Annotated in this window: 26 protein-coding genes; 8 read left to right on the top strand and 18 right to left on the bottom strand. The window is 76.7% G+C overall.

Annotated features, from left to right (window positions below; all coding sequences use genetic code 11):
- The first annotated feature begins 165 nt into the window (after positions 1 to 165).
- From ACI792_RS07345 to ACI792_RS07330, 4 genes are all read left to right on the top strand, one after another.
- Positions 166 to 504, top strand: coding sequence for a hypothetical protein (locus tag ACI792_RS07345; RefSeq protein ID WP_456602017.1), 339 nt, complete (start codon positions 166 to 168; stop codon positions 502 to 504).
- A gap of 78 nt (positions 505 to 582) precedes the next feature.
- Positions 583 to 783, top strand: coding sequence for a hypothetical protein (locus tag ACI792_RS07340; RefSeq protein ID WP_456582272.1), 201 nt, complete (start codon positions 583 to 585; stop codon positions 781 to 783).
- A 29-nt stretch (positions 784 to 812) separates the two neighbouring features.
- Positions 813 to 1,250, top strand: a complete 438-nt coding sequence (locus ACI792_RS07335) for a hypothetical protein (RefSeq protein WP_456602016.1) — start codon at positions 813 to 815, stop codon at positions 1,248 to 1,250.
- Positions 1,238 to 2,053 (top strand): DUF998 domain-containing protein, encoded by an 816-nt coding sequence (locus ACI792_RS07330; protein WP_456602015.1) that lies wholly within the window; start codon positions 1,238 to 1,240, stop codon positions 2,051 to 2,053. The genes ACI792_RS07335 and ACI792_RS07330 overlap by 13 nt, the downstream gene beginning before the upstream one ends.
- Positions 2,054 to 2,099: 46 nt before the next feature.
- On the opposite strand, the gene ACI792_RS07325 is transcribed toward ACI792_RS07330, so the two are convergent.
- From ACI792_RS07325 to ACI792_RS07315, 3 genes are all read right to left on the bottom strand, one after another.
- Entirely contained in the window at positions 2,100 to 3,116 is a 1,017-nt protein-coding gene (locus ACI792_RS07325; protein ID WP_456602014.1) for an Acg family FMN-binding oxidoreductase, read from the bottom strand.
- 100 nt (positions 3,117 to 3,216) lie between these two features.
- Positions 3,217 to 4,152 carry a DMT family transporter gene (locus ACI792_RS07320; protein WP_456602013.1) on the bottom strand — a complete coding sequence of 312 codons (936 nt, stop codon included), beginning with the start codon at positions 4,150 to 4,152 and terminating at the stop codon, positions 3,217 to 3,219.
- 113 nt (positions 4,153 to 4,265) lie between these two features.
- A complete protein-coding gene (locus tag ACI792_RS07315; RefSeq protein ID WP_456602012.1) occupies positions 4,266 to 5,012 on the bottom strand; it encodes an SDR family oxidoreductase in 747 nt (248 codons plus the stop codon).
- Between the two features lie 73 nt (positions 5,013 to 5,085).
- Here ACI792_RS07315 and ACI792_RS07310 point away from each other — a divergent pair, with 73 nt between their 5' ends.
- Positions 5,086 to 6,630 (top strand): UDP-N-acetylglucosamine 1-carboxyvinyltransferase, encoded by a 1,545-nt coding sequence (locus ACI792_RS07310; protein WP_456582266.1) that lies wholly within the window; start codon positions 5,086 to 5,088, stop codon positions 6,628 to 6,630.
- A gap of 131 nt (positions 6,631 to 6,761) precedes the next feature.
- Here ACI792_RS07310 and ACI792_RS07305 read toward each other — a convergent pair whose 3' ends face one another.
- Both ACI792_RS07305 and ACI792_RS07300 read right to left on the bottom strand, forming a co-directional pair.
- Positions 6,762 to 7,520, bottom strand: coding sequence for an SDR family NAD(P)-dependent oxidoreductase (locus ACI792_RS07305; RefSeq protein ID WP_456582265.1), 759 nt, complete (start codon positions 7,518 to 7,520; stop codon positions 6,762 to 6,764).
- Between the two features lie 62 nt (positions 7,521 to 7,582).
- Positions 7,583 to 9,520, bottom strand: coding sequence for a helix-turn-helix domain-containing protein (locus tag ACI792_RS07300; RefSeq protein WP_456602011.1), 1,938 nt, complete (start codon positions 9,518 to 9,520; stop codon positions 7,583 to 7,585).
- 260 nt (positions 9,521 to 9,780) lie between these two features.
- Between ACI792_RS07300 and ACI792_RS07295 the strand changes: the two genes are divergently transcribed.
- Entirely contained in the window at positions 9,781 to 10,776 is a 996-nt protein-coding gene (locus tag ACI792_RS07295; protein WP_456602010.1) for a DUF2877 domain-containing protein, read from the top strand.
- Positions 10,777 to 10,787: 11 nt separating this feature from the next.
- Here ACI792_RS07295 and ACI792_RS07290 read toward each other — a convergent pair whose 3' ends face one another.
- The 8 genes from ACI792_RS07290 to rpe form a co-directional block, all read right to left on the bottom strand.
- Complete coding sequence (locus ACI792_RS07290) at positions 10,788 to 11,327, bottom strand: SSI family serine proteinase inhibitor (protein ID WP_456602009.1); 540 nt, start codon at positions 11,325 to 11,327, stop codon at positions 10,788 to 10,790.
- The gene (gene hisG / locus ACI792_RS07285) at positions 11,327 to 12,193 is read right to left on the bottom strand and encodes an ATP phosphoribosyltransferase (protein ID WP_456582261.1); all 867 of its coding nucleotides are present in this window, start codon (positions 12,191 to 12,193) and stop codon (positions 11,327 to 11,329) included. Before hisG ends, ACI792_RS07290 begins: the two co-directional genes overlap by 1 nt.
- A gap of 88 nt (positions 12,194 to 12,281) precedes the next feature.
- Positions 12,282 to 12,545 (bottom strand): phosphoribosyl-ATP diphosphatase, encoded by a 264-nt coding sequence (locus ACI792_RS07280; protein WP_456602008.1) that lies wholly within the window; start codon positions 12,543 to 12,545, stop codon positions 12,282 to 12,284.
- Complete coding sequence (gene ribH / locus ACI792_RS07275) at positions 12,542 to 13,069, bottom strand: 6,7-dimethyl-8-ribityllumazine synthase (RefSeq protein WP_456602007.1); 528 nt, start codon at positions 13,067 to 13,069, stop codon at positions 12,542 to 12,544. The genes ACI792_RS07280 and ribH overlap by 4 nt, the downstream gene beginning before the upstream one ends.
- Positions 13,066 to 14,385, bottom strand: coding sequence for a bifunctional 3,4-dihydroxy-2-butanone-4-phosphate synthase/GTP cyclohydrolase II (locus ACI792_RS07270; RefSeq protein ID WP_456602006.1), 1,320 nt, complete (start codon positions 14,383 to 14,385; stop codon positions 13,066 to 13,068). The genes ribH and ACI792_RS07270 overlap by 4 nt, the downstream gene beginning before the upstream one ends.
- Complete coding sequence (locus ACI792_RS07265; RefSeq protein ID WP_456602005.1) at positions 14,382 to 15,005, bottom strand: riboflavin synthase; 624 nt, start codon at positions 15,003 to 15,005, stop codon at positions 14,382 to 14,384. The genes ACI792_RS07270 and ACI792_RS07265 overlap by 4 nt, the downstream gene beginning before the upstream one ends.
- Position 15,006: 1 nt before the next feature.
- On the bottom strand, positions 15,007 to 16,083 hold the full coding sequence (ribD, locus tag ACI792_RS07260) for a bifunctional diaminohydroxyphosphoribosylaminopyrimidine deaminase/5-amino-6-(5-phosphoribosylamino)uracil reductase RibD (RefSeq protein WP_456602004.1): 1,077 nt from the start codon (positions 16,081 to 16,083) through the stop codon (positions 15,007 to 15,009).
- Positions 16,080 to 16,751 carry a ribulose-phosphate 3-epimerase gene (rpe, locus tag ACI792_RS07255; protein WP_456582255.1) on the bottom strand — a complete coding sequence of 224 codons (672 nt, stop codon included), beginning with the start codon at positions 16,749 to 16,751 and terminating at the stop codon, positions 16,080 to 16,082. Before rpe ends, ribD begins: the two co-directional genes overlap by 4 nt.
- 367 nt (positions 16,752 to 17,118) lie before the next feature.
- On the opposite strand from rpe, the gene ACI792_RS07250 reads away from it, so the two are divergent.
- The gene (locus ACI792_RS07250; protein ID WP_456602003.1) at positions 17,119 to 18,495 is read left to right on the top strand and encodes a sensor histidine kinase; all 1,377 of its coding nucleotides are present in this window, start codon (positions 17,119 to 17,121) and stop codon (positions 18,493 to 18,495) included.
- Positions 18,492 to 19,124: a response regulator gene (locus ACI792_RS07245; protein ID WP_456582253.1), complete on the top strand. Its 633-nt coding sequence runs from the start codon at positions 18,492 to 18,494 to the stop codon at positions 19,122 to 19,124. The genes ACI792_RS07250 and ACI792_RS07245 overlap by 4 nt, the downstream gene beginning before the upstream one ends.
- Positions 19,125 to 19,150: 26 nt before the next feature.
- Here the strand turns inward: ACI792_RS07245 and ACI792_RS07240 are convergent, their stop codons facing one another.
- From ACI792_RS07240 to ACI792_RS07220, 5 genes are all read right to left on the bottom strand, one after another.
- Complete coding sequence (locus ACI792_RS07240) at positions 19,151 to 20,473, bottom strand: RsmB/NOP family class I SAM-dependent RNA methyltransferase (RefSeq protein ID WP_456602002.1); 1,323 nt, start codon at positions 20,471 to 20,473, stop codon at positions 19,151 to 19,153.
- Between the two features lie 59 nt (positions 20,474 to 20,532).
- The gene (fmt, locus tag ACI792_RS07235) at positions 20,533 to 21,513 is read right to left on the bottom strand and encodes a methionyl-tRNA formyltransferase (RefSeq protein WP_456602001.1); all 981 of its coding nucleotides are present in this window, start codon (positions 21,511 to 21,513) and stop codon (positions 20,533 to 20,535) included.
- Positions 21,462 to 21,995: a peptide deformylase gene (gene def, locus ACI792_RS07230; RefSeq protein ID WP_456602000.1), complete on the bottom strand. Its 534-nt coding sequence runs from the start codon at positions 21,993 to 21,995 to the stop codon at positions 21,462 to 21,464. The genes fmt and def overlap by 52 nt, the downstream gene beginning before the upstream one ends.
- Before the next feature lie 30 nt (positions 21,996 to 22,025).
- A complete protein-coding gene (locus tag ACI792_RS07225) occupies positions 22,026 to 22,778 on the bottom strand; it encodes an aspartate/glutamate racemase family protein (protein WP_456601999.1) in 753 nt (250 codons plus the stop codon).
- A gap of 104 nt (positions 22,779 to 22,882) precedes the next feature.
- Positions 22,883 to 24,844, bottom strand: a complete 1,962-nt coding sequence (locus tag ACI792_RS07220) for a primosomal protein N' (RefSeq protein WP_456601998.1) — start codon at positions 24,842 to 24,844, stop codon at positions 22,883 to 22,885.
- Positions 24,845 to 24,910 lie beyond the last annotated feature (66 nt).

The raw sequence follows: 24,910 nt of genomic DNA, 5'->3' as shown, positions 1-24,910 counted from the left end.
CCCCCCCCCCCCCCCCGCCCCCCCCCCCCCCCCCCCCCCCCCCCCCCCCCCCCCCCCCCCCCCCCCCCCCCCCCCCCCCCCCCCCCCCCCCCCCCCCCCCCGTTCCGCGTCCCGCGGCCGGTACGCTGTCGAACACACGTTCGACGGTCGTGCGAGACTGCTCCCGTGGCGGGCGGGATGAACCGGGGGCGCGGCGGCCGCTCCCTGGGTGAGCGGGCGGCGGAGTCGGGCGTCGTCCCCGAGGTCCCTCCCCCAGCGCCGACCGGCCCGCACCCGCGTGCCGCCGTCGCGGGGTCCCCGAACGTCGGTGCGGGCGGCGGGGAGGGGCGGCACTGCTGGGTGCGCGACCCGCCCGACTCCCCCGGCACCTGGCCGGGCCTGCTCGTGGAGTGGCGCCAGCGGGACGGCGCCTGGCAGGGCCGGGTCGCCTACACGGTGCGCGGCCCGCACGGCCCGGCGCTGGTCGAGGCGTGGCTGCCGGCGGCCCGCCTCGAGCCGCGGTGACCGCCGTCCCGGTTAGCGGGACCGGGTCGGGGCTATGGCCCTCCCCGACCGCATCCCGACAGACCGGAGGGCACCACGATGACCGGCCCGCACGACACCCCGAACCTCGACGACGTGATGGAGCCGCAGGAGCACCCGACCCGCGACCGCACGCAGCACGCGAAGGACCCGCACCCCAGCGACGAGGTCCTCGAGCACCGCACCGAGCAGGAGCGGCAGGCCGTCGGGTCCGACGACGCCGACCCGGCCGGCGCCGACCTCCACTCGGCCACCGACTGACCGCGCGGACGTCCCGGCCGGCGGCGTCGGTGCGGCTGCGTGCCGCCGACGTCGCCGGCTGGCTGCTCAAGAGCGCCCGGTCACCGGTGGCCCTCGACGACGGGTGGCTGCCCGGCACCACCCGCGACCTGGCGCGCTGCGTGCGCCGGAGCTACCGCCTCGACCTCGTCGCGGCCGGGCAGCCGGTCCTCCTCTGGGTGAGCGGGCGGGCCTCGCCCGGCGTCCACGCGATCGGCCGGGTCACCGGGCCGGTCGGCGAGAACGCGGACGGCCCCGTCGTCCCGGTCCGCCTGCTCCGCCTCGACCTACCGGTCGGGCGGGCCGAGCTGCGCGCCGACCCCGCCTTCACCGGCGCGGAGGTGCTGCGCATGCCGGCGGGCAGCAACCCGTCCTGGCTCTCGGCCGCGCAGCTGTCCGCCGTCCTCGAGCGGATCCCCCCGGAGGAGCTGGGACGATGGCTGCCGTGACTCCCCACCGCCTGCGCTCGGGCGCTCTCGCCTGGGTCCTGACCCTCCAGTTCTTCGTCGTGGAGGCCGTGGCGCAGGCCCGCTACACCGGGCCGTACTCCCGGGCGGGCGACGTGATCAGCGCGCTGGGCGCCGCCGACTCCCCCGGCCGGCAGCTGATGAACGCCTCGTTCGTCGTCCAGGCCGCGCTGATCCTGGGCGGGGCCCTCCTGCTCCTCCCGGCGCTGCGCGGCGGGGCCGCGCGCGCGGTGCCGGCGCTGCTGGGCGCGGCCGCGGCGGGCGTGCTCCTGGTCGGGGTGTTCCCCACCGACGGCAACGGCACCGTGCACACCGTGGGCGCGGTGCTGTACCTGGTGGGGGGCGCCCTCGGGCTCGTCGCCCTCGCCTACGCCGTCCGGCCGCTGTCGGAGGCGCTGGGGACGGTCGTGGTGCTGCTCGGCATCGCGGCCACCGCCGGCACCATCTTCTTCCTGACCGGCGTCACCCGGTACCTCGGCGAGGGCGGCATGGAGCGCCTGGCGGCCTACCCGCTGCCGATCGCCCTGGCGCTGAGCGGCGCCGTCCTGTGGTGGCTGGGCCGCCGCGGGGACCTGGCCGCGGCGGGGTCGTCGTTGCGCGCCGAGCGCGCCCGGGAGCGCGCGCGGCAGGAGGAGCAGGCCCGCGCCCGCGACGCCGCTCTGGAGTCCGCCGCCGGGCGCGACCGGCGGGCCGGTACGGGAGGCCCGGACTCCGAGGCACCGGCCGACGACGGCGAGGACGGCGACCCCGAGGACCCCTGGGCCCCCAGGCGCCGGCAGAGCTGAGCGGCGCCGGCTGCTGAGCGGCGCCGGCTGCTGAGCGGCCCGGCGGTCAGCCGGCGGGCTCGAACCGCAGCACGTCGCGGACCGGGCGCCGGCCGCTGACCGCCGGCGCCGCGACGTCCACCGGTCGCGGGTAGCCCAGCCGCAGCAGCATCTGGGGGTGCCCCACCAGCGACAGCCGCGACTGCATCCGCGCGCGGGTCGCCGGCCAGTCCAGCGCCTGGGTCAGCGGCGAGGCGACGAGCCCGGCCGCGGTCGCCCGCAGCAGCAGGCGGCCCAGCGCCCGCCCGGCGAGCAGCCAGTCGGCGCGGTCGTCGCCGTCGGTGCCCATGAGCACGACCGCCGGCCGCTCCACCTCCGGCGGAGGTGCCGCGGGGTCGCCGGCGGCCCGGAACGCGTGCTGCTCGCGCTGCCCCGCCACGAAGTCGCGGATCAGCCAGTCGGAGGCGCGCTCGTGGGGGTCGCCGCTGGGCACGGCGCCCACCGGTACGCCGTCCTCGGCGGCCGGGTCGGTGCGCAGCCACCGCTCCAGCTCGGCGAGGTAGGCGGGATCGCCCTGCTCCATCTCCTCGGCCCGGGAGATGAGGAACACCGTGGCGACCTCCTCCTCCGAGCGGGTGATCGGCTTGAGCCAGGCACCGAAAACGGCGGTCTCCGCCTGCAGGCGGTCGAGCAGCTCCTCGGGCACCGCCCGCGGCTCGAACGGCGCGCGCACGGTGTGCCGGTGGGCGATCGCCTCGGCCAGCGCGCGGTCGTCGTCGGACGCCTCGGCCGCGCCGGCGACCCGCACCGTCGCGAGATGGCCCGGCGACCCGTCGTCCGGCAGCAGCGTCACCTCGACGCCCCGGCCGCCGGCGGCGAGCGCGACGACGGCGAACTCGAGCAGGGCGCCGCAGCTGATCACCTGCTGCCGGCCGGACGGGTCGAGCACCGGCAGGGCGCGCTCCGAGTCGTGGTGCAGCTCCAGCCGGTCGGGGCGGGCCACGAACCGCCACGGCTGCGTGTTGTGGATCGACGGCGCCCGCGTGGCCGCCGCCACCACCTGCGCCCATTCCTGCTCCTCCACCACGCACCTCCCGGCCGGTCGCCACGCAGGACCACCGGCGGCGGCCCCGGTGCGTGCCTACCCCATCGCCGCGTCGCGGTGCACACCCGGTCGCCGGTGCCTACCCCCGGCCGGCCGCCCCGGCCCGTGCGGCGGGCCTCCCGGCTGCCGGCACCAGCGCCGGCCGGGACCGCCGGCGGGACACCGCCACACCGGCCAGGCAGACCACGCCCCCGACGAGGGCCAGCGGCGGCGGCGCCTCGTCCAGCAGCAACCAGCTGAGCAGGATCACCAGCGGGGGCACCAGGTAGGTGGTGACGCCGAGGCGCCCGGCGTCCATGCGCGACAGGGCGTAGGCCCAGGTGCTGAAGGCCAGCGCCGTGGGGACGACACCCAGGTAGACCAGGCCCGCCACCGAACCCGCGGGCGCGGTGCCCAGGTCGGTCACGAGCGCACCGGCCCAGGGCAGGCAGGCCACCGCGCCGATCGCGCAGGCGGTGAAGGTGACCTGCAGGCCCGGCAGCCGCCGCAGCAACGGCTTCTGCGCCACCACGCCCACCGCGTAGGTGACCGCCGCGACGACGCAGAGCAGCACCCCCACCAGGTCGGCGTCCGCGCCGCGGGTCGACAGCCCGATCAGCAGCACCCCGCCGAAGGCCACGGCCAGCCCGACGACCAGCCACCTCGGGAACCCCTCGCCGAGCAGCAGGCCGGCGAGCACGGCGATGAGGATCGGTCCGATGTTGACCAGCATCGCCGTCGTCCCGGCGTCGAGGTGCCGCTCGGCGGCGTTCAGCGCCACGTTGTAGACGGCGAACCAGCCCAGGCCGCAGACGGCCAGCAGTCGCCAGTCGCGGGCCGCCGGGCGCACCCAGCCCCGGCGCGCGACGAGCAGGCCCAGCACCAGCGTGCCGACCAGCAGCCGACCCAGCGCCAGGGCGCCGGGCGAGACGTCCTCGCCGACCGCCCGGATGCCCACGAATGCCGAGGCCCAGGCGAGCACGGTGACGGCGACGGCGAGCAGCGTGCGGCCGTCGGGGGCGGCGGGAGTGGTCACGTCGGGGACCCTAGGGCCGCCCACCGACGCGATTCCGGCGCTTTCCGGCCGCGGCACGCCGCTGGCACCCGCGCTGCGGGATCCGGCAGGAACGCTGCGGTCCGCGCCGGCGCTCAGCCGCGCAGGTGGTCGGCCCAGGTGCGCCGGCCGCGCGGACCCCGCGTGGGCAGCGCCGCACCATCGCGCAGCGCCGTCCCGAGCCGGCCGGGCACGGGGGTCGCGATGACGTGCGCGCCCGGCGCCCGCACCGCCGCCCATGCCCTGGCCAGGTCGGCCACCGAGTGCTCCTCGGGGCCGCCGAACTCCACGACCCCGCCCGAGGGCGCGGCGCCCACGAGGTCGACCAGGTGGGCGGCGGCGTCGGCGACGTCGACCGGTTGCACGCGCCAGCCCATGGGCACCGGCAGCAGCCGCCCGCGGCGCGCGGTGCCCAGCAGCTCGTCGACGAACCCGTGGAACTGGGTGATCCGCACCAGCGTGACCGGCAGCCCCGACGCGAGCAGCACCTGCTCGGCGGCGTACTTCGCGCGGTAGTAGCTCAGCGGGATCCGGTCGACGCCGACGATGGAGACGTGCACGAGGTGCGGCGGCCGTGCCCGGTCGACCGCCTCGACCAGCCTGCGGGTGCCGGCGACGTCGACCTCCCACGGGTCGCCCCGGGGATCGCTGGCGGCGTGCACGACCACCTCGGCGCCGGCCACCGCCTGCGCCAGGTCCCGCCCCGTGGCGAGGTCCCCCCGCACGCCGCCGGGGCCGGCGCCCCGGCGCGACATCGACCGCACCTGGTGCCCGGCGTCCCGCAGCTGCGGGACCAGGTGCTCCCCGAGGCGGCCCGTGCCGCCGGTGACCAGTACGTCCACGGGGGCAGTCTTCCGTCCCGCGCCGCCGCGGCGTGGCGCGGCTGTCATCTCAGATACGAGATAACGTGTCCGGGTGACGCTCACCGACCAGCCAGCCGACGAAGCCGTGCGGCGGATCGGGGCGCTCGTCCGCGACGCCCGCCGCCACCGCGGTCTCACCCAGCAGCAGCTCGCCGAGCGGCTCGGCACCAGCCAGAGCGCCGTCGCGCGCATCGAGCAGGGCAGCCAGAACCTCACCCTCGAGTTCCTGGGCCGGCTCTCCGCCGCCCTGGACAGCGAGCTGATCCGCCTCGGCCCGGCCGGCCCGGCCCACCTGCGCGTCACCGGCGGGCACCCGCTCCGCGGCCGGGTGGCGGTCAAGTCGTCGAAGAACGCCGCCGTCGCGCTGCTGTGCGCCTCGCTGCTCAACCGGGGCCGCACCACCCTGCGCAACGTCTCCCGCATCGTGGAGGTCGAGCGCATCCTGGACGTGCTGCGCTCCATCGGCGTCGCCGCCACCTGGGACGAGCACGGGCACGACCTCACCCTCGTCGTCCCCGAGGAGCTCGACCTCGACGGCATCGACGCCGACGCCGCGCGGCGCACCCGCAGCATCATCATGTTCCTGGGGCCGCTGCTGCACCGGGCCCGCTCGTTCCGGCTGCCCTACGCGGGCGGCTGCGACCTGGGCACCCGGACGGTGCAGCCGCACATGATCGCGCTGCGTCCTTTCGGCCTGGCCGTCGAGGCCCACGCCGGGGAGTACCAGGTCGGCGTCGACGGGCCGGCCGCGGCCGACCGCACCATCGTGCTGACCGAGCGCGGGGACACCGTCACCGAGAACGCGCTGCTGGCCGCCGCGCGCACCGACGGCACGACCACCATCCGCAACGCGAGCTCGAACTACATGGTCCAGGACCTCTGCCTCTACCTGCAGCTGCTGGGCGTCGACATCGAGGGCATGGGCTCGACCACGCTGGTCGTCCGCGGGCGGCCGGTGCTCGACGCCGACGTCGACTACACGATCAGCGAGGACCCGGTGGAGGCGATGAGCCTGCTCACCGCCGGGATCGTCACCGGCTCGGAGCTCACCGTGGCCCGGGCGCCGGTGGACTTCCTCGAGGTCGAGCTGGCGGTGCTGGCCGAGATGGGGCTGCGCTACGAGCTCTCCGCCGAGTACGTGGCCGACAACGGGCACACGCGGCTGGCCGACATCACCATCCACCCGTCGGAGCTCAAGGCGCCGCTGGACAAGGTCCACCCGATGCCCTTCCCGGGCCTCAACATCGACAACCTGCCGTTCTTCGCCGTCATCGCCGCGCAGGCGCAGGGGTCGACGCTCATCCACGACTGGGTCTACGACAACCGGGCGATCCACCTCTCCGACCTGACCCGGCTCGGCGCCGACGTCCGCCTCCTGGACCCGCACCGCGTGCTCGCCACCGGGCCGACCCGGTGGCGGGCCGCCGAGGTGGTCTGCCCGCCGGCGCTGCGCCCTGCCGTCTGCATCCTGCTGGCGATGCTCGCGGCCAAGGGGACGTCGGTGCTGCGCAACGTCGACATCATCGCGCGTGGCTACGAGCAGCTCTACGAGCGCCTGGTCGAGATGGGCGCCGACATCGAGGTCTTCCGCGACTAGGTGTCGGCGACGATCAGCTGACCTGATCCGAACGCGTCCTCCCTCACCGTGTGCCGTGAGGGAGGACGCTCCACGACCAGGGCCCCTGATCCCAGGCCGCGGGCCTGCCGGCGCGGACCCGGACGACCGGCTCAGCGCTCCTGGTCGGTCGGGCGGACCAGCACCTCGTTCACCGCGACGTGCGGCGGCTGGGTGACCACGTAGACGACGGCCCGGGCGATGTCGTCGGCGTGCAGCGCCCGCATGCTCGCGTGCATCCGCTCGGAGGCGGCCTTGGCCTCGACCTGGGTGATGTGCGAGGTCAGCTCGGTGGTGACGGCGCCGGGCTCGACCAGGGAGATCCGCACACCCCGGCCGGTGACCTCCTGGCGCAGCGACTCGCTGAAGGCGTTCACCGCCCACTTGCTGGCGTTGTAGACGCCCGCGCCCTTGCGGGCCTGCCGCCCGGCGACGCTCGACATGTTCACGATGTCGCCCGAGCCCTGCTCGAGCATGCCGTCCAGCGCCGCGTGGGTCATGTAGAGGACCCCCATGACGTTGGTGTCGACCATCCGGCGCCAGTCCTCGGGATCGGCCCCGGCGATCGTGCCGAGGAGCATGACGCCCGCGTTGTTGACCAGGACGTCGAGCCCGCCCAGCTCCGACCGGGTGCGCGCGACGGCGTCGGCGCACGCCCGCTCGTCGGTGACGTCCAGCGCCAGGGGCAGCACCGTCGCCCCGCCGTCGGTGAGCCGGCCGGCGAGCGCCTCGAGCCGGTCGGCCCGCCGGGCGCCCAGGGCGACGGCGGCCCCCGCTCCGGCGAGCGCGACCGCCGTCGCCTCGCCGATCCCGGAGGACGCCCCGGTCACCAGGGCCACCTTGCCGGCGAGCGGGCGGTCGGGCTGCGTCATGCGGATCTCCTCCTGCGCCGCACGCTGCGGCGCTGCGTCCTCCGAGCGAGGTGGCGACGGCGTCAGAGCAGGGCGTCGAAGCCGTCGTCCGGCAGGCCGATGCCGCCGTCCAGAGGTGGCCGCGCCGGCTGGTCCAACCCGCGCATGCGGGCGGCGTGCAGGGCCAGCAGCAGGTTCAGCCGCAACGTCGGGTCGGTGGTGAACGAGCCGAGGAGCCGCTCGAGCTTCCCGATCCGGTACCGCATCGTGTTGTAGTGGAAGTGCAGCCGCCGGGCGGACTCCGCGACGTTGAGGTTGGTCTCCAGCAGGACCCGCAGCGTCTCGCGGAGATCCGCGGAGTCGTGGTCGGCGGCGTCGGCCAGCGGGCCGAGCACCTCGTCGACGTAGGAGCGCAGCTCGGTGCTGTCGGGGATCAGCGACAGCAGCCGGAAGACCCCCAGCTGGTCGAAGTGGGTGACCGCCGACCCGCCGTGGATCTCCTGCCCCACGCCGAGCGCGCGCTGCGCCTGGCGGTGCACCTCGGCGAGCTCGGAGAGCGATCCGGCGGGGCGGCCGATGCCGGTGCCCAGCACGCGGCCGACCCGGCGCAGCCGCCCGTTCACCCGGGAGCTCACCGCCGAGACCAGGGCCGACAGCTCCTCCATGGTCCGCCCGTCCAGGGGCAGCAGCGTCACGATCTCGGTCGCCAGCCCGGCGACGGCCGCACCCGCCACCTCGGACTCCAGCGCGGCCCGCCAGCCGTCGGCGAGCCGGTCGAGCACGTCGAGGGCGCGGGTGGGGTCCGCAGCGGCGTCCGCCATGGTCTCGGTGGCGGTCACCAGCACCGCGACCGGCCCGTCGAGCCGCCAGCCGAACGAGCGGGTGTAGGCCAGCGTCCGCTCCGTGTGGCCGACCGCGCCCCCCACCAGCCGGCGCACCAGGTCGCCCTGGAAGCGGAGCTCGACCGAGTGCACGGCCTGGAGGCGGATCACCGAGAGCGCGGCGATGACGGCCGCCCGCTCCAGCACACCACCGGCACCGAGCATCATCGCGCCGGTGCGGTGGACGGCGACCAGCCAGCCGTGCCGCTGCTCACCGGCCATGATCGGCGCCACCGCGTACTCGCCGATCCCGCCGGGCAGCTCGTGGTGGCCCGGGACGAGCAGGATGCCGTCGGCGGGCGAGAGATCGGCGTCCAGGTCGGCGGGGGTGACCACGGTCTGGTCCGCGCGGACCCCCGAGAGCCGCAGCGACGGCGCCATCCCCGCCAGCTCGTCGTCGGCGGCGGCGTCGAGCAGCCACAGCCAGTCGCTGATCTCCTCGACGTCGTCGGACGGGCCGGCGCTGGTGACGACCTCCCGGTCGGGCCCGAGGCCGAGGACCGCGGCGCCCTCGAGCATCACGGCCAGGCGCTGGGTCACCTCCGCGAGCCCACCGCCGGTCAGCGCCACCTCGGTGAACTCGTCGTCCATGCGCGAGGAGAGCGCGAGGGCCTGCCCCTGCTTGGCGACGACGGCGCCCAGGACGCCGGAGACGATCTCGTCCAGCCGGGCCGTCGGCGGCAGCGCGAGCACCGGCAGACCGCGGCGCTCGGCCTCGGCCAGCACCTCGGCGGGCAGCGGTGGGGGGCCGTCGACCCGCCGGTAGGCCAGCGCAGCGGTGCCGATGGCGTCGAGCCGCTCGACCAGCGCACGGCAGCTGCCCGGGTCGGCGGGCGGCAGGCGCGCGCCCAGGACTACGAGGACGTCGGGGCCGGCGACGGCCAGCGGCTCGGCGGGGTCGTCGACGACCATGTGCCGGATCACGCGGCCCAGACCGGCCCCCCCGGTGGTCACGCTGCTGCCGGCGAGGACCGGCAGCCCGAGGGCCTCCTCCACGGTCAGACCCATGCGCTGCTGCCAGCTCGTGCGCTCGTCGCGCCGCTCGATGCGGGGCGACTCGGCGACCGCCCAGTTACGACGGAACGGGGTGGTTCCATTACCGTGGGTGGACGACTTGAGCGACGCGTCACTCTGTGTCACAAGGCATCCCCCTCCAGTCGTCGTCCAGGGTGCCACACGGCAGAAGCCTGTCAGGTGTCCCCGGACGCCGGACCCCATTCTTGGCGACATCCGCCATACGAGGGCGTGCGACGCGCCGCTTAGGTTCGACCTCGTTCCACCTGCTCGCTGGATCGTAGGCGCTCCGTGAGGGGCCCCTGCACCGCCCCGGCGGGCCGGTGGGGCGACGGGCGGGCGCCGACGCACCGGCCTCCGCCGTCCCTACGGGGTGGAGGCGTCCCATGCGCGCGATCGACGACACCGAGGTCCGGAGCGGCCTGAACCCGCACCTCGCCCAGCGCGGCCGCGCCGCGCGGGCGGGTGTGCCGACCATCCCCCTGCCACGCGAGTCGGGCCGCACCGCCCCCTCCGTGCCGACGCCGTCAGCGGTCCCGGCCGCGGCGAGCACCGCCGTCGCGGACGTGCTCCGCGGCCCGGTCCGCCCCGCCCGGGTGCTGCTGAGCGTGCCGGCCGCGGTGTACGTCCACGTGGGGGGCGAGCGCGGCGCCGGCGAGGTGGTCGGCGTCCTGACCAGTGACGCCGCCCGGCTGCCGCTGGGCTGCGTCCTGTTCCGCCCGAGCAACGGCCGTCCCCTGGTCGGGGTCTCCACCGGCGCCCCCGCCGAGGTGGGCGGTGGGCGCATCGTCGTCGGCGACCTCGCCGTCAGCGCCTCCGCCTGGTGGGACCCGCGCCCGCGGCTGCCCGGGGGCCGCCCCGCCCTGCTGCCCGAGGGCGTCCGCCAGCTCCGCAACGCGCTCTACGGGGAGGGCGTGCCGCACAGCGCCTTCACGCTGCCCGGCCTGCCCACCGGCCCCGGCGGCCCGCTGGCGGCCCTCCGCGGCGCGGTGCGACGGGCGGACCTCGAGGCGGCCCTGCGCACGGCCACCCGGCTCATCGGCCTGGGCCCCGGGCTGACGCCCGCCGGTGACGACGTCGTGGCCGGCACGATCGCCGGTCTGGTGCTCCTCGGGCACCCCTCGGCGCAGCGCTTCGCCGCCGGCGTGGTCTCCCTCGCCGGGGGCCGCACCACCGAGCTGTCCCGCGCGCTCCTGCGGCACGCGGCCGCCGGTCAGGTCAGCGGCGAGTACGCCGCGGTCCTCCGCGGGCTGGTCGGCGAGCGCCCGCTGGCCCCGGCGATCGCGCGACTGCTCTCCACGGGTGCCACCAGCGGGCGGGCGATGGCGCTCGGGCTGTGCACCGCCATCGACCTCGTGGACCGGACCGCGCGGGTGCGCTGAGCCGGTCGCCGTCAGGCGACCGGCAGGGTCCCCTCCCCCACCGGCACGGGCAGGAGGGGGCCCAGGGAGTCCCACTGCGAGATCCGGCAGCCGTCCACCCGGGACAGCTGCAGGTCGACCGGTTCCCCGCGCCAGCGGCCGGTGACGTGGGCGGCCTGCGGTCCGCCGTACTGCTCGGTGCAGACCAGGTCGTCCGGCAGCGGCGCGAACGGCTCGGACATCGCGTCCAGGTGCGCGCAGGCCGCTTCGGCCCGGGGGTGCGTGCCGCCGACGGAGGGGCCGCAGGTCAGCGTCCAGGTCTCCGGAGGCGACCCGTCCCCGCGGTCGACCTCGACGACGAGGTCGTCCGCGGCCTGGGAGACGCCGGTCGCGCCGCCGTCGCCGTCACCGCTCCCGGCGGATCCGTTCCGGGCGGAGGCGCAGGCGCCGAGCGCCAGCGCCGCGACCAGGAGCAGCAGCGCGGCGAGCGCGCGGGACGCGTGGGGCTCCCGTGTCCCCGTCCAGAGGCTCGCCGCGAGCGTGCGAGCGGTGAGGAGGACGGGGTGCTTCATCAGATGCGCGAGGCGTGGATGCTCGTCACGAGGATGGCACGGGCCCCGAGCTCCCAGAGCTCGTCCATCACCCGGTTGGTCTCCGTGCGGGCGATCATGGCCCGCACCGCCGACCAGCCCGGCGTCTGCAGGGGGCTGACGGTGGGCCCCTCGATGCCGGGGGTGACGGCGGTGGCGCGGTCCAGCAGCTCGTTGGGGCAGTCGTAGTCGAGCATCACGTACTGCCGGGCGACCAGCACGCCGCGCAGCCGCCGGCGCAGCTGCGCCACGGCCGGGATCTCCTCGGCGCCCTCGCGCCGGACGAGGATGGCCTCGCTGCCGAGCACCGGCTCCCCGATGATGTGCAGCCCCGCCGCGCGCAGCGTCGTCCCGGTCTCCACCACGTCGCACACGGCGTCCGCGACGCCAAGCCGGCACGCGGTCTCCACCGCACCGTCGAGCTTCACGACGTCGGCCTTGAGGCCCTGCTCGTCCAGGTAGCGCCGCAGGAGCACGGGGTAGGCCGTGGCGATCCGCTTGCCGGCGAGCTGCTCGACCTGCTGGATCTCCGACTCCACCGGGGTGGCGAACCGGAAGGAGGAGCGACCGAAGCCCAGCGGCATGACCTCGACCGCGCTCGGCCCCTCGCCGTCGGCCGGGGCGGTCTCCAGCAGCATGTCGCGGCCGGTGATGCCCACGTCCAGCGTGCCGGCGGCGACGTAGACGGCGATGTCGCGCGGGCGCAGGTAGAAGAACTCGGTGTCGTTGTCGGGGTCGTAGACGGCGAGGTCCTTGGCGCTGCGCCGCTGGCGGTAGCCGCTCTCGGCGAGCATCTCCGCCGCCGGCTCGCTCAGCACACCCTTGTTCGGCACAGCCACGCGCAGCACTCGAGGTCTCCTAGGTGACGTGATGGAACGGACCCGCTGCAGGGCCCCGCCGCGAGCGCAGCGAGCGGTGGGGGGCAGCGGGGTCCTTTCAGAGGTGAGAGTAGACGTCGTCGAGCGTGAGACCCCGGGCCAGCATGAGGACCTGCACCCGGTAGAGGAGCTGGCTGATCTCCTCGGCGGTGCGCTCCTCGCCCTCGTGCTCGGCCGCCATCCAGGACTCGGCGGCCTCCTCCACGACCTTCTTGCCGGCCGCGTGCACCCCGTCCCGCACCGCCGCGACGGTGCCCGAGGCGGGGTCGCCGGCGGCCACCTTGGCGCTGAGCTCGGCGAAGAGGCTGTCGAAGGTCTTCACGAGCGGGCCTCCTGGCCGGCGGGGACGGCGGAGAACCCGGTCTGCCGCTGGGGGCTGCGCAGCTCGCGGAGCACGAGCGCGGTCTGCAACGCGGCGAGGGTGGCCTCCCAGCCCTTGTCCTCGGCCGAGCCCGGCAGCCCGGCCCGGTCGCGCGCCTGCTGCTCGTCGTTCGTGGTGAGCACGCCGTTGCCCACCGGCTTGCCGGCGTCAAGGGCCACGCGGGTCAGCCCGGCGGTGAACGAGTCGCAGACGTACTCGAAGTGCGGGGTCCCGCCGCGCACCACGACGCCGAGCGCGACGACCGCGTCGTGCCGCTCGGCGAGGGCCTGCGCGACGACCGGCAGCTCCACCGCGCCCGGCACGCGGACCACGGTCGGAGCCGCGACCCCGCAGGCCCGGGCGGCGGCGACCGCGCGGTCCAGCAGCGCGCCGGTGATCTCCGCGTGCCAGGTGGTGGCGACGATGCCGAGGGTCAGCCCGGTGGCGTCGACCGGGGCCGCCTGCGGTGCTCCCGTGCCGCTCACGTCGGCTGCTCGTCCTGGCCGAGGGGCACGTCGGTGCCCGGCACCGTCGTGGCGCCCGGGGCGTCGGCCGGACCGGATTCCGTCTCCGGCTCGATGATGTCGAGCAGGTGACCCATGCGGTCGCGCTTGGTGCGCAGGTAGCCGAGGTTCTCCGCGGTGACGTGGCTGGGCAGCGAGACGCGGCCGAGCACCCGCAGCCCGTAGCCCTCCAGCCCGGCGCGCTTGGCCGGGTTGTTGGTGAGCAGCCGCATGGTCCGCACGCCGAGGTCGACGAGGATCTGCGCGCCGGTGCCGTAGTCGCGGGCGTCGGCGGGCAGCCCGAGGTCGAGGTTGGCGTCGACGGTGTCGGCGCCCATGTCCTGCAGCTGGTAGGCCTGCAGCTTGTGCAGCAGGCCGATGCCCCGGCCCTCGTGCCCGCGGATGTAGAGCACGATCCCGCGGCCCTCCTGGGCGACGGCGGCCAGCGCCGCCTGCAGCTGCGGCCCGCAGTCGCAGCGCAGCGACCCGAAGACGTCGCCGGTCAGGCACTCGGAGTGCACCCGGACCAGCACGTCCTCGCCGTCGCCGATGTCGCCGTAGACGAAAGCGACGTGCTCGCGCTCGTCGTAGGAGCTGCGGTAGCCGACGGCGGTGAAGGTGCCCGGGGCGAGCGGGACGATCGCCTCGGCCACCCGCTCGACCAGCTTGTCGAAGCGCTTGCGGTAGGCGATCAGGTCGGCGATGGAGATCATCACCAGGTCGTGCTCGTCGGCGAAGACCCGCAGCTCCTCGCCGCGCGCCATGCCGACGGGGTCCTTCTCGCTGACGATCTCGCAGAGCACGCCCGACGGCCGCAGGCCCGCCAGCAGCGCGAGGTCGACGGCGGCCTCGGTGTGGCCCGGGCGGCGCAGCACGCCGCCGTCCCGGGCGCGCAGCGGCACGACGTGGCCGGGGCGGGCCAGGTCGGCCGAGGAGGTGTCCGCGGCGGCGAGGGTGCGGATGGTGTGCGCCCGGTCGGCGGCGGAGATGCCGGTGGTGACGCCCTCGCGGGCGTCGACGGTGACCGTGTAGGCGGTGCCGAGGCGGTCCTGGTTCACCCGGTGCATGGGGGGCAGGTCCAGCCGGTCGGCGTCGGCCTCGGTGACGGCGACGCAGACGTAGCCGGAGGTGTAGCGGACCATGAACGCGACGAGCTCCGGGGTGGCGAGCTCGGCGGCGAAGATGAGGTCGCCCTCGTTCTCGCGGTCCTCGTCGTCGACGACGACGACCGGGCGGCCGTCCTTGATCGCGGCGATGGCGCTCTCGATGGAGTCCAGCCGGGTGCGCGGCTCGGTCATGCGCGTGCTCCCAGCAGACGTTCCACGTACTTGGCGATCACGTCGACCTCCAGGTTGACGGGCTCCCCCGGGGCGCGCGCGCCGAGCGTGGTCTCGCGGAGGGTGGTGGGGATGAGGCTGACCTCGAACCAGGGCTCGGGGTCGGCGACGTCGCTGACCGCGCTCACGGTCAGCGAGACGCCGTCGACGGCGATGGAGCCCTTCTCGACGACGTAGCGGGCGAGGTCGGCCGGGAGCGCGATCCGCACGACCTCCCAGTGCTCGCCGGGGGTGCGCGACGCGATCCGGCCGACGCCGTCGACGTGGCCCTGCACGATGTGCCCGCCCAGGCGGGTGTGCGGGGCGACGGCGCGCTCGAGGTTGACCGGCGCGCCGTCGGTCACGGCGCCGAGGCTGCTGCGGCGCAGCGTCTCGGCCATGACGTCGGTGGTCCAGATGCCGGCGCCGTCCGCACCGGGCTGCACGCCGGTGACGGTGAGGCAGACGCCGTTCACGGAGATGGAGTCGCCCAGGGAGACGTCGGTCAGGACGGTGCGGGCGCGGATGCTGAGGACGGCGGAGTCGCCCTGGTCCTCGCGAGCGGCCAGGGTGCCCACCTCTTCGACGATGCCGGTGAACACCTCAGCTCCCTCCGTCTCCGCCGTCCCCGCCGGTGCGGGTGGCCCCACCAGTGTGCCGGGTGGGGTGCAGCCGGATCTGCACGTCCCCGCCCAGGGGGGTGAGGTCGGCGACCGAGAAGGTCAGCGCCGAGCCGATCCCGGGAATTCCCAGGTCCCCCACCAGGGAGGGCCCGGCGCCCAGGAGCTTGGGCGCGAGGTGGACGACGACCTCGTCGACGACCCCGGCGCGCAGGAAGGCCGCGGCGAGGGTGGGCCCGCCCTCGAGCAGCACCCGCCGCACGCCGCGGGCGAAGAGCTCGGCCAGCAGGTCGGCCGGCACGGCGGCCCGGCTGACCAGGGTGGGGGCGGCGTCGTCCAGCACCCGGGCGGTGGCCGGCAGCCGGTCCCGGCGGTCGACGACCACCCGCAGCGGCTGACGAACCGCGTCCCGGCCGTCGGCGTCGCGGACGGTGAGCTGCGGGTCGTCGGTGAGCGCGGTGCCCGACCCCACCACGACGGCGTCGCAGCCGGCCCGCAGCCGGTGCACCTCGGCGCGGGCCTGGGGTCCGGTCACCCAGCGGCTGCTGCCGTCGGCCGCGGCGACGCGGCCGTCGAGCGTGGCCGCCACCTTCCAGAGGACGTAGGGGCGGTGCTCCCGGACGCCGGTCAGCCAGCCGGCCAGCGCGCCGCGCTCGGCGGCCTCCTGCTCCACGCCCAGGACGACGTCGACGCCGGCCGCCCGCAGGCGCTCCGCTCCCCCGCCGGCGAGCTTCGTCGGCTCGGGCACGGCGACGACGACCCGGGACACGCCCGCGGCCAGCAGCGCGTCGGCGCACGGGCCGGTGCGCCCGGTGTGCGCGCACGGCTCCAGGGTGACGACGGCGGTGCCCCCGCGGGCCCGCTCGCCGGCCTGCGCCAGCGCCAGGACCTCCGCGTGCGGGCCACCGGGCGGTGCGGTGGCGCCCTCACCGGCCACGCTGCCGTCGGCGGCGAGGACGACGGCGCCCACCGCGGGGTTGGGGCTCGTCGTCCCGAGCACGGACGCGCCGAGCTCCCGCGCCCGCACCATCGCGGATCGCTCGGCCGGGGAGAGGCTCACCCGCGCATCGCCGCGGCGGCCTGCGCGCGCAGGGCGGCGATCGCCTTCGCCGGGTCGTCGGCGCCGTAGACGGCCGAGCCCGCGACGAACATGTCGACGCCGGCCTCGGCCGCCTGCTCGATGGTGTCGGCGTTGATGCCGCCGTCGATCTCGACCAGCAGCCGGAGCTCCCCGGCGTCCACCAGTTCCCGGGCGCGGCGCACCTTGGGCAGCACGTCGGCGATGAAGGACTGGCCGCCGAATCCCGGCTCGACGCTCATCACCAGCAGGGTGTCGAAGTCCGCGAGGACGTCGAGGTGGTCCTCCAGCGGCGTGCCCGGCTTGATCGCCAGGCCCGCGAGGGCACCGGCGGCACGCAGGTCGCGCGCCACCGCCCGGGGGTCGGTGCAGGCCTCGGCGTGCACCGTGACGTTGCGCGCCCCGGCCTCGGCGTAGCCCGGCGCCCAGCGCTCCGGGTCCTCGATCATGAGGTGGCAGTCCAGGGGCACGGGGCTGACCTTCTGGATCGCCTCCACCACCGGCAGACCCAGGGTCAGGTTGGGCACGAAGTGGGCGTCCATGACGTCGACGTGCAGCCAGTCGGCGTCGGCGACGCGCGCCACCTCGTCGGCCAGCCGGGCGAAGTCCGCGGAGAGCAGGCTGGGCGCGATCAACGGTTCCCGGGACACGTCCGCCGAGTCTAGGTGGCGGGCGGTGGGGAACCCGACCCGTCCGCCGGGTGGCCGCCACGCGGCCGGCCCCGGTCGCACTGCCGTCCTCCGGACCCGTCCGCACGGGCAGCGGGTGCTCCTCGAGGGGGAGGAAGCGCCCCCCCGGCCGGTGCTGGGGGCCGACCGGGGGGACGCTTCGCCTGGGGGCGCTCAGCGCCTGGTGGGGCGTGGGCGAGCGCCGTGTCGTCGCATGGTGAGCAGGTTCCGCCGCACCGGGTCGCGGTCTCCAGTGGACGTTGGGGCTAGTACCAGCGGCCCACCCGAATCTGGGGGTCCGGACCGGACACCGGCCTCCACCAGCCCGTCCGCCCCTACGCTGCGCCCCGTGTCCCCCAGACGCCGCCGCTCCGGGACCCGACGCCGGGTCTCGGTCGCCGGCTCCGTCACCCGGTTCACCCTCGCGGGGCTGCTGGTGACGGCTGCGCTCATCGGGGTCACCGGCGTCCTCGCCCAGCGCGCCGGCGAGCAGGAGGCGACCCGCTCCGCCGAGCGGATCGCCCGGGTCGTGGCGGGAGGGGTCGTGGAGCCGCTCCTGACCCCCGAGGTCGCCGGGGGCGAGCCCCGGGCGGTCGCGGCGCTGGACGAGGCCGTGCGCCGGGTCCTCGAGTCCGGACCCGTCGTGCGGGTGAAGGTCTGGGCGGCCGACGGCAGGCTGGTCTGGTCGGACGAGCCCCGGCTGGTCGGGCGGTCCTTCCCGCTGGACGACGAGGAGCGCGCGGTGCTCTCCGGCGACGTCGTCATCTCGCACGTGAGCGACCTGACGGAGCCGGAGAACAGGTACGAGCGGGGGCACGGCGCACTGCTCGAGGCCTACGTCGGCGTCCGCGACACCGCCGGGCGGCCGCTGGTCGTCGAGGTCTACCAGTCCTACGACGGGGTCGCCGAGGCGGCCGCGCAGGCCTGGCGGCGATTCGCCCCGGCAGGGCTGGGCGCGCTGCTCGTCCTGGAGCTGCTGCAGATCCCGCTGGCCTGGGGGCTGGCCCGGCGCCTGCGGCGGAGCCAGGAGGGAGAGGCCTCCCTGCTCCAGGCCGCGGTCGACGCCTCCCAGGCCGAGCGGAGGCGCATCGCCCACGACGTCCACGACGGCGTCGTGCAGGACCTCACCGGGCTCACCTACGACCTGGACGCCGCACGGCTCAGCGGCTCCGCGGACCCCGGGACGGGCGCGCTCATCGCCGGCACGGCCAGCGGGCTCCGGCGCTGCGTCTCCGAGCTCCGCCGGCTGCTCGTGGACCTGAGCCCTCCGCCGCTGCCCGCGGCCGGGCTGGGCCCGGCGCTCCACATGCTCGCCTCAGGGCTGGAGCGCAGGGGCTGCCAGGTCGCCCTGGACGCGGAGGAGGCCGACCACCTGCCCCGCCCCGCCGCCGCGCTGCTGTACCGCTTCGCCCTGGAAGCGGTGCGCAACGTGTCCCGTCACAGCGGGGCCAGCGCCGTCCGGATCGCCCTGACCCGCCACGACGACGTCGTCACCCTCGTCGTCGCCGACGACGGGGTCGGTTTCGACGACGCCCGGCTGGCCGAGCGCAGCGCCGAGGGTCACCTGGGCCTGCGCGCCCTCTCGGACCTGATCGGCGAGTCCGGCGGCTCGCTGACCGCGGCCAGCAGTCCCGGCATGGGCACCCGGCTGACCGCCACCCTCCCCCTGGGGCCCGCCGCCCCGCCGATGGGCGACACCTCCGTGCCGGCCGCGGCCTCGTCGTGATCCGGGTCCTGGTGGTCGACGACCACTCGATCGTCCGGACGGGGCTGTCCCACCTGCTGGCGGCCGCCGGGGACATCGTGTGCGTCGGCACGGAGGCCGACGGCCGGGCCGGGTTGGCGGCCGTGGCGGCCCTCCGGCCGGACGTCGTCCTGCTCGACCTCTCGATGCCCGTGATGGACGGCGTCGGGATGATCCGGGCGCTGCGGGCGGCCGGCGACCCGGTCCGCATCCTGGTGCTCACGTCGTTCGGCGACGCCGATCTCGTGCTGGAGGCGGTCCACGCGGGAGCCGACGGCTACCTGCTGAAGCAGAGCGAGGCCGAGCAGGTCATCGAGGGGGTGCGTGCGGTGGCGCGCGGCGGGGCGCCGGTGGACGCCACGGTGGCCCGGTCGCTGCTGTTCGAGCTGCGTGGCCGCACCCAGGCCGACCCCCTGACCGAGCGGGAGCGCGAGGTCCTGGAGCAGATCCGCCAGGGGCAGCCCAACAAGGCCATCGCGCGACGGCTCGGCATCAGCGAGCGGACCGTCAAGGCCCACGTCACCCACATCCTCCAGCGGCTGGGGGTCGCCGACCGGACGCAGGCGGCCCTGTGGGCGGAGCGCCACCGCCCGGTGGCGGACCGCACCTGACCACCGCCCCGGCCGACGGCGGGGCGTCAGCGGGTGCGGCGGAGCAGCGCCAAGAACATCGCGTCGGTGCCGTGCCGGTGCGGCCACAGCTGCGCGTGGTCACCGCGGGCGATGCCCGGCACCTCGGGGAACAGCGGCGCCACCGGCAGGACCTCGACGTCGTCCCGGGCGGCGGCGGTCTCGACGACGGCCACGGTCTCGTCGGTGTGCGGCGAGCAGGTGACGTAGGCGAGCACCCCACCGGGGCGCACCGAGGCCAGCGCGGCGGCGAGCAGCTCGGTCTGCAGCTCGACCAGCCCCGGGACGTCCTCCGGCCTGCGCCGCCAGCGGACCTCCGGACGACGGCGCAGCGCCCCGAGCCCGGTGCACGGCGCGTCCAGCAGGACCCGGTCGAAGGTCCCCGGCGCCCACGGCGGTTCCCGCCCGTCGGCGGCCAGCACCTCGACGTCGGCCTCGTCCCGCAGCGCCTGGCGGACCAGCTCGGCGCGGTGCGGGGCGCGGTCGGCCGCGGTCAGCCGAACCCCGGCCGGCCGGGTGGCGGCGAGCAGCCCGGCCTTGCCGCCGGGCCCGGCGCACATGTCCAGCCACGCCTCGTCCCGGCCCTCCATCGGGGCGCGGGTGAGCAGCAGCGCGGCGAGCTGGCTGCCCTCGTCCTGCACCGCCGCGAGCCCCGAGCGCACCGACGCCAGCCGGCCGGGGTCCCCGCCGCCGAGCCGCACCGCGAAGGGCGACCACGGGCCGGGCTCGCCGCCGGACTCCTCGGCGAGGGCGTCCCGCTCCATCCGGCGGGCGACGAGGTGCACCTCGGGGGCGGCGCCGTCGGCCAGCAGCGCGGGCTCCAGCTCGGCGTCGCCGCCCAACGCGTCCCGCCAGGCCTCGACGATCCAGCGGGGGTGGTCGGTCGCCAGCGCGAGCCGCTCGTCGCCCTCGGCGCCCAGCGCGGCCAGCCAGGCGGCGCGGTCACCCCCGGCCGCGACCTTGCGCAGCACCGCGTTGACCAGCCCGGCGGCGCCGGGGCCGACGATCGCCCGGGTCAGGTCCACCGTCGTGTCCACGGCGGCGTGCGCGGGCACCCGCAGGTCGACGATCTGGTAGGCGCCCAGCCGCAGCAGGTCGAGCACCCGCGGGTCCAGCTCGGCCAGCGGGCGGGAGACGAGCCCGGTGAGGATCGCGTCGAGCGTGCCCTGCGCGCGCAGCGCGCCGTAGGCGAGCTGGGTCGCGAAGCCGGCGTCCCGGGGGTCCAGCCGGCGCTCGCGCAGCAGCTGGGGCAGCAGCAGGTTGGCGAACGCGTCGCGGGAGGAGACGGCGTCGAGGACGTCGTAGGCGGTCAGCCGGGCGCCGTCGAGCACCGGGCGCCGCGAGGCGGGGTGGCGGCGCCGTCCCTGGCCACCGCCCCGGCCGGGGCGCGTCACTCCCCGCCCAGCCGTTCGCCGGGCGCCGGCCGGGCGCCGCGCGCCCAGTCGGCCACCGGGAGCATCCGCTTGCCGGCCGGCTGGACCTGGTCCAGCCGGACGGCGCCGCTGCCGGTCCCCACGAGCACGGTGCCGGCGTCGACGAGCAGCTCGCCCGGCCCGAGGGCGGGTCCATCGGGCACCGGGTGGACGGGGCCGAGCCGCATCCGCTCACCCCGCCAGGTCGTCCACGCGCCGGGGGCCGGGGAGACCCCGCGGATCCGCCGGTCCACCACGTGCGCGGGCAGCGCCCAGTCGACGCGGGCGTCCGCGGTGTCGACCTTGGGGGCGAGGCTGATGCCCTCGCCCGGCTGCGGCTGCGGCTGCAGGGCGCCCGCGGCGATGCCGTCCAGGGTGGCCCGCAGCAGCTGCGCGCCGCTGACGGCGAGCCGCTCCAGCAGGTCGCCGGCGGTGTCCCGCGGGCGGATCTCCTCGGTGACGGTGCCGTACACCGGGCCGGTGTCCAGCCCCGCCTCGAGGAGGAAGGTCGAGGCGCCGGTGATCTCGTCGCCGGCCATGATCGCGTGCTGCACCGGGGCGGCGCCCCGCCAGGCGGGCAGCAGGGAGAAGTGCAGGTTGACCCAGCCGTGGCGCGGCACGTCCAGCGCCGCCTGCGGCACCAGGGCGCCGTAGGCGACGACGGGCACGCAGTCGACGTCCAGCGCCGCGAGCTGCTCGAGGAACTCGGGATCGCGGGGGCTGCGGGGCTGGAGCACCGGGATGCCGGCGGCGTCCGCCCGCTCGGCGACCGGGGAACGGCTCACCTTCCGGCCCCGCCCGGAGCGGGCGTCCGGCCGGGTGAGGACGGCGCGGACCTCGTGGTCGGAGTCGAGCAGCGCGTCCAGGGACGGGACGGCCGGTGCCGGGGTGCCGGCGAACAGGAGCTTCAGTGCGGACTCACCTTCACGACGGGGAGGTAGCTGCCGTGGCCCTGCCACTCGGCGGCCTGGATCTCGGCGAGCGCCGCGGCGCGGTCGACGTCGGCGAGCCGGTCGACGAACAGGACGCCGTCGAGGTGGTCGGTCTCGTGCTGGATCGCGCGGGCCAGGAGCTCGGAGCCCTCGACCCGCACCGGCTCGCCGTGCACGTTCCAGCCGGTGGCGACCACGTGCAGGGAACGGCGGCAGTCGTAGCGCAGGTCGGGGATCGACAGGCAGCCCTCGGGGCCGTCCTGCACCTCCTCCCCCACGGCGGCGACGTCGGGGTTGACCAGGTGGCCGACCTCGCCGTCGACGTACCAGGTGAAGACCCGCAGGCCCACGCCGATCTGCGGAGCGGCCAGGCCCGCGCCGCCGGCGGCCTGCATGGTGTCGGTGAGGTCGGCGACGAGCTGCCGGAGCTCGGCGTCGAAGTCGACGACCGGGCTCGCGGGCCGGTGCAGCACCGGGTCGCCGAACAGCCGGATGGGGGTGACGCTCACCGGGCGATCGTATGCGGGGCTGGTGAGGTGCTAGAGCGGCCCCGCTGCAGGGTCCCGCCGCGAGCTCGCGAGCGGTGGGGGGCAGTGGGGTCCTCCTGCCAGCGCGGCCCGGACGGCGGCGTCGACGTGCAGCGCCGTCGTCGGGAAGGCGGGGACGGGCAGGTCGCCCGGGCCGATCAGCAGCTCGATCTCCGTGCAGCCGAGCACGACCCCCTGGGCGCCGCGGGCCACGAGCCGGTCCACCACCTCCCGGTAGGCCCGGCGCGACTCCTCCCGCACCACCCCGAGCACCAGCTCCTCGTAGATCACGCGGTGCACGAGCTCCCGGTCGGCCCGCTCGGGGACCAGCACCTCCAGCCCCGCGGCCGCCAGCCGGTCGACCAGGAACGGCTGCTCCATCGTGTAACCGGTGCCGAGCAGGCCGATGCGGGTCAGGCCGGCGGCGGTCACCGCCTCGGCGGTGCTGTCGCCGATGTGCAGGAGCGGGATGCCGACCGCGCCGGCGACCGCGTCCGCGACGGTGTGCATGGTGTTGGTGCACAGGAGGAGCAGGTCGGCGCCGGCGGCCTGCAGCGCCCGCGCGTCGGCAGCCAGCAGCTGGCCGGCCACGGCCCAGTCGCCGGCCGCCTGCAGGCGCTCGATCCCGGCGAAGTCCACCGAGAGGAGGATGCAGCGCGCCGAGTGCAGCCCGCCCAGGCGGTCGCGCACCGCCTCGTTGAGCAGCCGGTAGTAGAGCGCGCTGCTCTCCCAGCTCATCCCGCCCAGCAGCCCGATCGTCCTCATCGGCGGCATCGTCGCAGCTCGCCGGCGCCCGGCGAAGAGGTGCGGTCCTGATCTCCCGTGCACGGTCGCCCGCTGCCCACGCAGGCGGAGCTCCTGGGCGACGTTTACACCAGGTCCAGCGGGTCGAGCTGCACCCGCACGTGCTCGGGCACCTTCTTCGCGCTGCGCACGCCCTGCACCTCGGCCAGCGCGTGCGCGAGCGCCGTGCCCTCGGTGCGCGGGACCCGCACGAGGTACCGCTCCCGCTCGCCCTCCTGGCCGGGCCGTGGTCGCTCCGGGACCGGGCCGAGGAGGTCGGCGTCGGCGGGCAGGCGCGCGGCGGCGAGGAACTCCCCCAGCGCCGCCGGCGACCCCACCAGCGACGCCATGCGCGTCACCGGCGGGAACCCCAGCTCCCGGCGGTCGGCCAGCTCCCGCTCGGCCAGCCAGGCCGGGTCCCAGCGCACCAGGGCCTGCACGACGGGGTGCCCGGCGTCGGCGGCCACGACGACCTGGCCCCCGGCCGCGGCGGGGCGCACCAGCGACGCCGCGTTGGCCCAGCGGCGCAGGGTCTCCTCACCGGCGCGCAGGTCGGCGCGGCCGAGCAGCGCCCAGGAGTCCAGCAGCAGCGCCGCGCCGTAGCCGCCCTCGGCCACCGGCTCGGCACCGGGCGTCGCCACCACCAGCGCGGGGCCCGCCGGGACGGTGGCGAGGACCCCGGACGTGCTGCCGGAGGTGCGGACGGTCGTGCCCGGGAAGGCTCGCGCGAGCTCCTCCGCGGTGCGCGACTCCCCCACCACCGCGGCCCGCAGCTTGGTGCCGTGGCAGTGCGGGCAGTCGAAGGTGGCGGCCGGCCGGGCGCACCAGCGGCAGGCCGGGATCCGTGCGCCGCCGGGGCCGGGTCGTGGGGAGATGCCGAGCGGGCCGGCGCAGTGGGCGCACCGGGCCGGGGCCCGGCAGCGGGCGCACGCCAGGGAGGGGACGTACCCGCGGCGCGGGACCTGGACGAGCACGGGGGCGCCGGCGGCCAGCGCCTTGCGCGCCGTCTCGTAGGCGAGCGAGGGCAGGCGGGCGGTGCGGGCGGCAGGGTCGCGGGCCAGCTCGAAGTCGTCGCCCAGCGCCTGCACCCGGGGCGCGGCCGCGCGCAGCACCGCCCGGTCGGCCACCAGCTCGTTCGCCCAGCCGGACTCCACCAGCAGCCCGGCCTCGGCGGTCCGCGAGGTCCCCGCGACGACCGCCGCGCAGGAGTCCAGCCACGCCCGCTGCACCAGCACGTCGCGGGCGTGCGGGTAGGGAGCGCGTTCCTCGGAGTGCAGGTCGTCGCCGTCGTCCCAGACCACCACCAGGCCCAGGTCGCGGACCGGCGCGAACATCGCCGCCCGGGTGCCGAGCACCACCTGCGCGGCGCCCCGGGAGGCGGCGAGGAACCGGCGGTAGCGCTTCTCCGGCGAGTCGTCGGCCCGCAGCACCGTGAACGCGTGCTCCGGGAGCAGGCGCTCCGCCGCCGCCGTCAGCCGGTCGAGGTCGCGGCCGTCGGGGACGACGACCAGGGCCCCGCGCCGCCCCGACAGCGCCGCCCGGCACAGCTCGACCAGCCGGGTCGGCCAGTCCTCACCGGGCAGCGCCGTCCAGACCGCGCGCGCCGGCCGCCCCTCGGCCAGAGCGGCCAGGAGCGCCGGACCTGCCTGGTACCGGGCGAACCCGGCGGGGTCCGGCGGCTCCGGCAGCGCCTCCGGCGTGGGCGACTCGCGCTTCTCCGCGGCGGCCCGGCGCGGCGGGAGCGCCAGCCGCAGCACGTCGCTCGCGGTGCCGGCGTACCGGTCGGCGACGGCCCGCACCAGCCGGGCGACCTGCGGCGTGAGCACCGGCTCACCCGAGGGCACGTGGGAGAGCGGCTGGAGCTTCCCGGCGAACTCGCTGGACCCGCCGAGCTCCCACACCACGCCGTCGACGAGACGGCCGTGGAAGCGGACCCGCACCCGGCAGCCCGGCTGCACGGTCCCGGCGTCCTTCTCCGGCACCGCGTAGTCGAACGGGCGGTCGAGGTGGGCCAGGGGCACGTCCACGACGACCCGGGCGACCAGCACGTGCTCAGTCTCCCCGTCGCTACCGACCGGAACGGCCCCGGGTGACGTGCTGGAACGGCCCCGCTG

It is taken from the genome of Blastococcus sp. SYSU DS0669 (assembly GCF_054050895.1).
The sequence above is the reverse complement of the archived record's forward strand: the minus strand, read 5'-3'. Positions and strand labels throughout refer to the sequence as shown.

Coding starts and splice junctions, on each gene's coding strand:
- ACI792_RS07270 (WP_456602006.1), bottom strand. CDS start 14,385: ATGACCGAGCCGCGCACCCGGCTGGACTCCATCGAGAGCGCCATCGCC.
- ACI792_RS07340 (WP_456582272.1), top strand. CDS start 583: ATGACCGGCCCGCACGACACCCCGAACCTCGACGACGTGATGGAGCCG.
- ACI792_RS07295 (WP_456602010.1), top strand. CDS start 9,781: ATGCGCGCGATCGACGACACCGAGGTCCGGAGCGGCCTGAACCCGCAC.
- ACI792_RS07290 (WP_456602009.1), bottom strand. CDS start 11,327: ATGAAGCACCCCGTCCTCCTCACCGCTCGCACGCTCGCGGCGAGCCTC.
- ACI792_RS07305 (WP_456582265.1), bottom strand. CDS start 7,520: ATGACGCAGCCCGACCGCCCGCTCGCCGGCAAGGTGGCCCTGGTGACC.
- ACI792_RS07330 (WP_456602015.1), top strand. CDS start 1,238: ATGGCTGCCGTGACTCCCCACCGCCTGCGCTCGGGCGCTCTCGCCTGG.
- ACI792_RS07225 (WP_456601999.1), bottom strand. CDS start 22,778: ATGAGGACGATCGGGCTGCTGGGCGGGATGAGCTGGGAGAGCAGCGCG.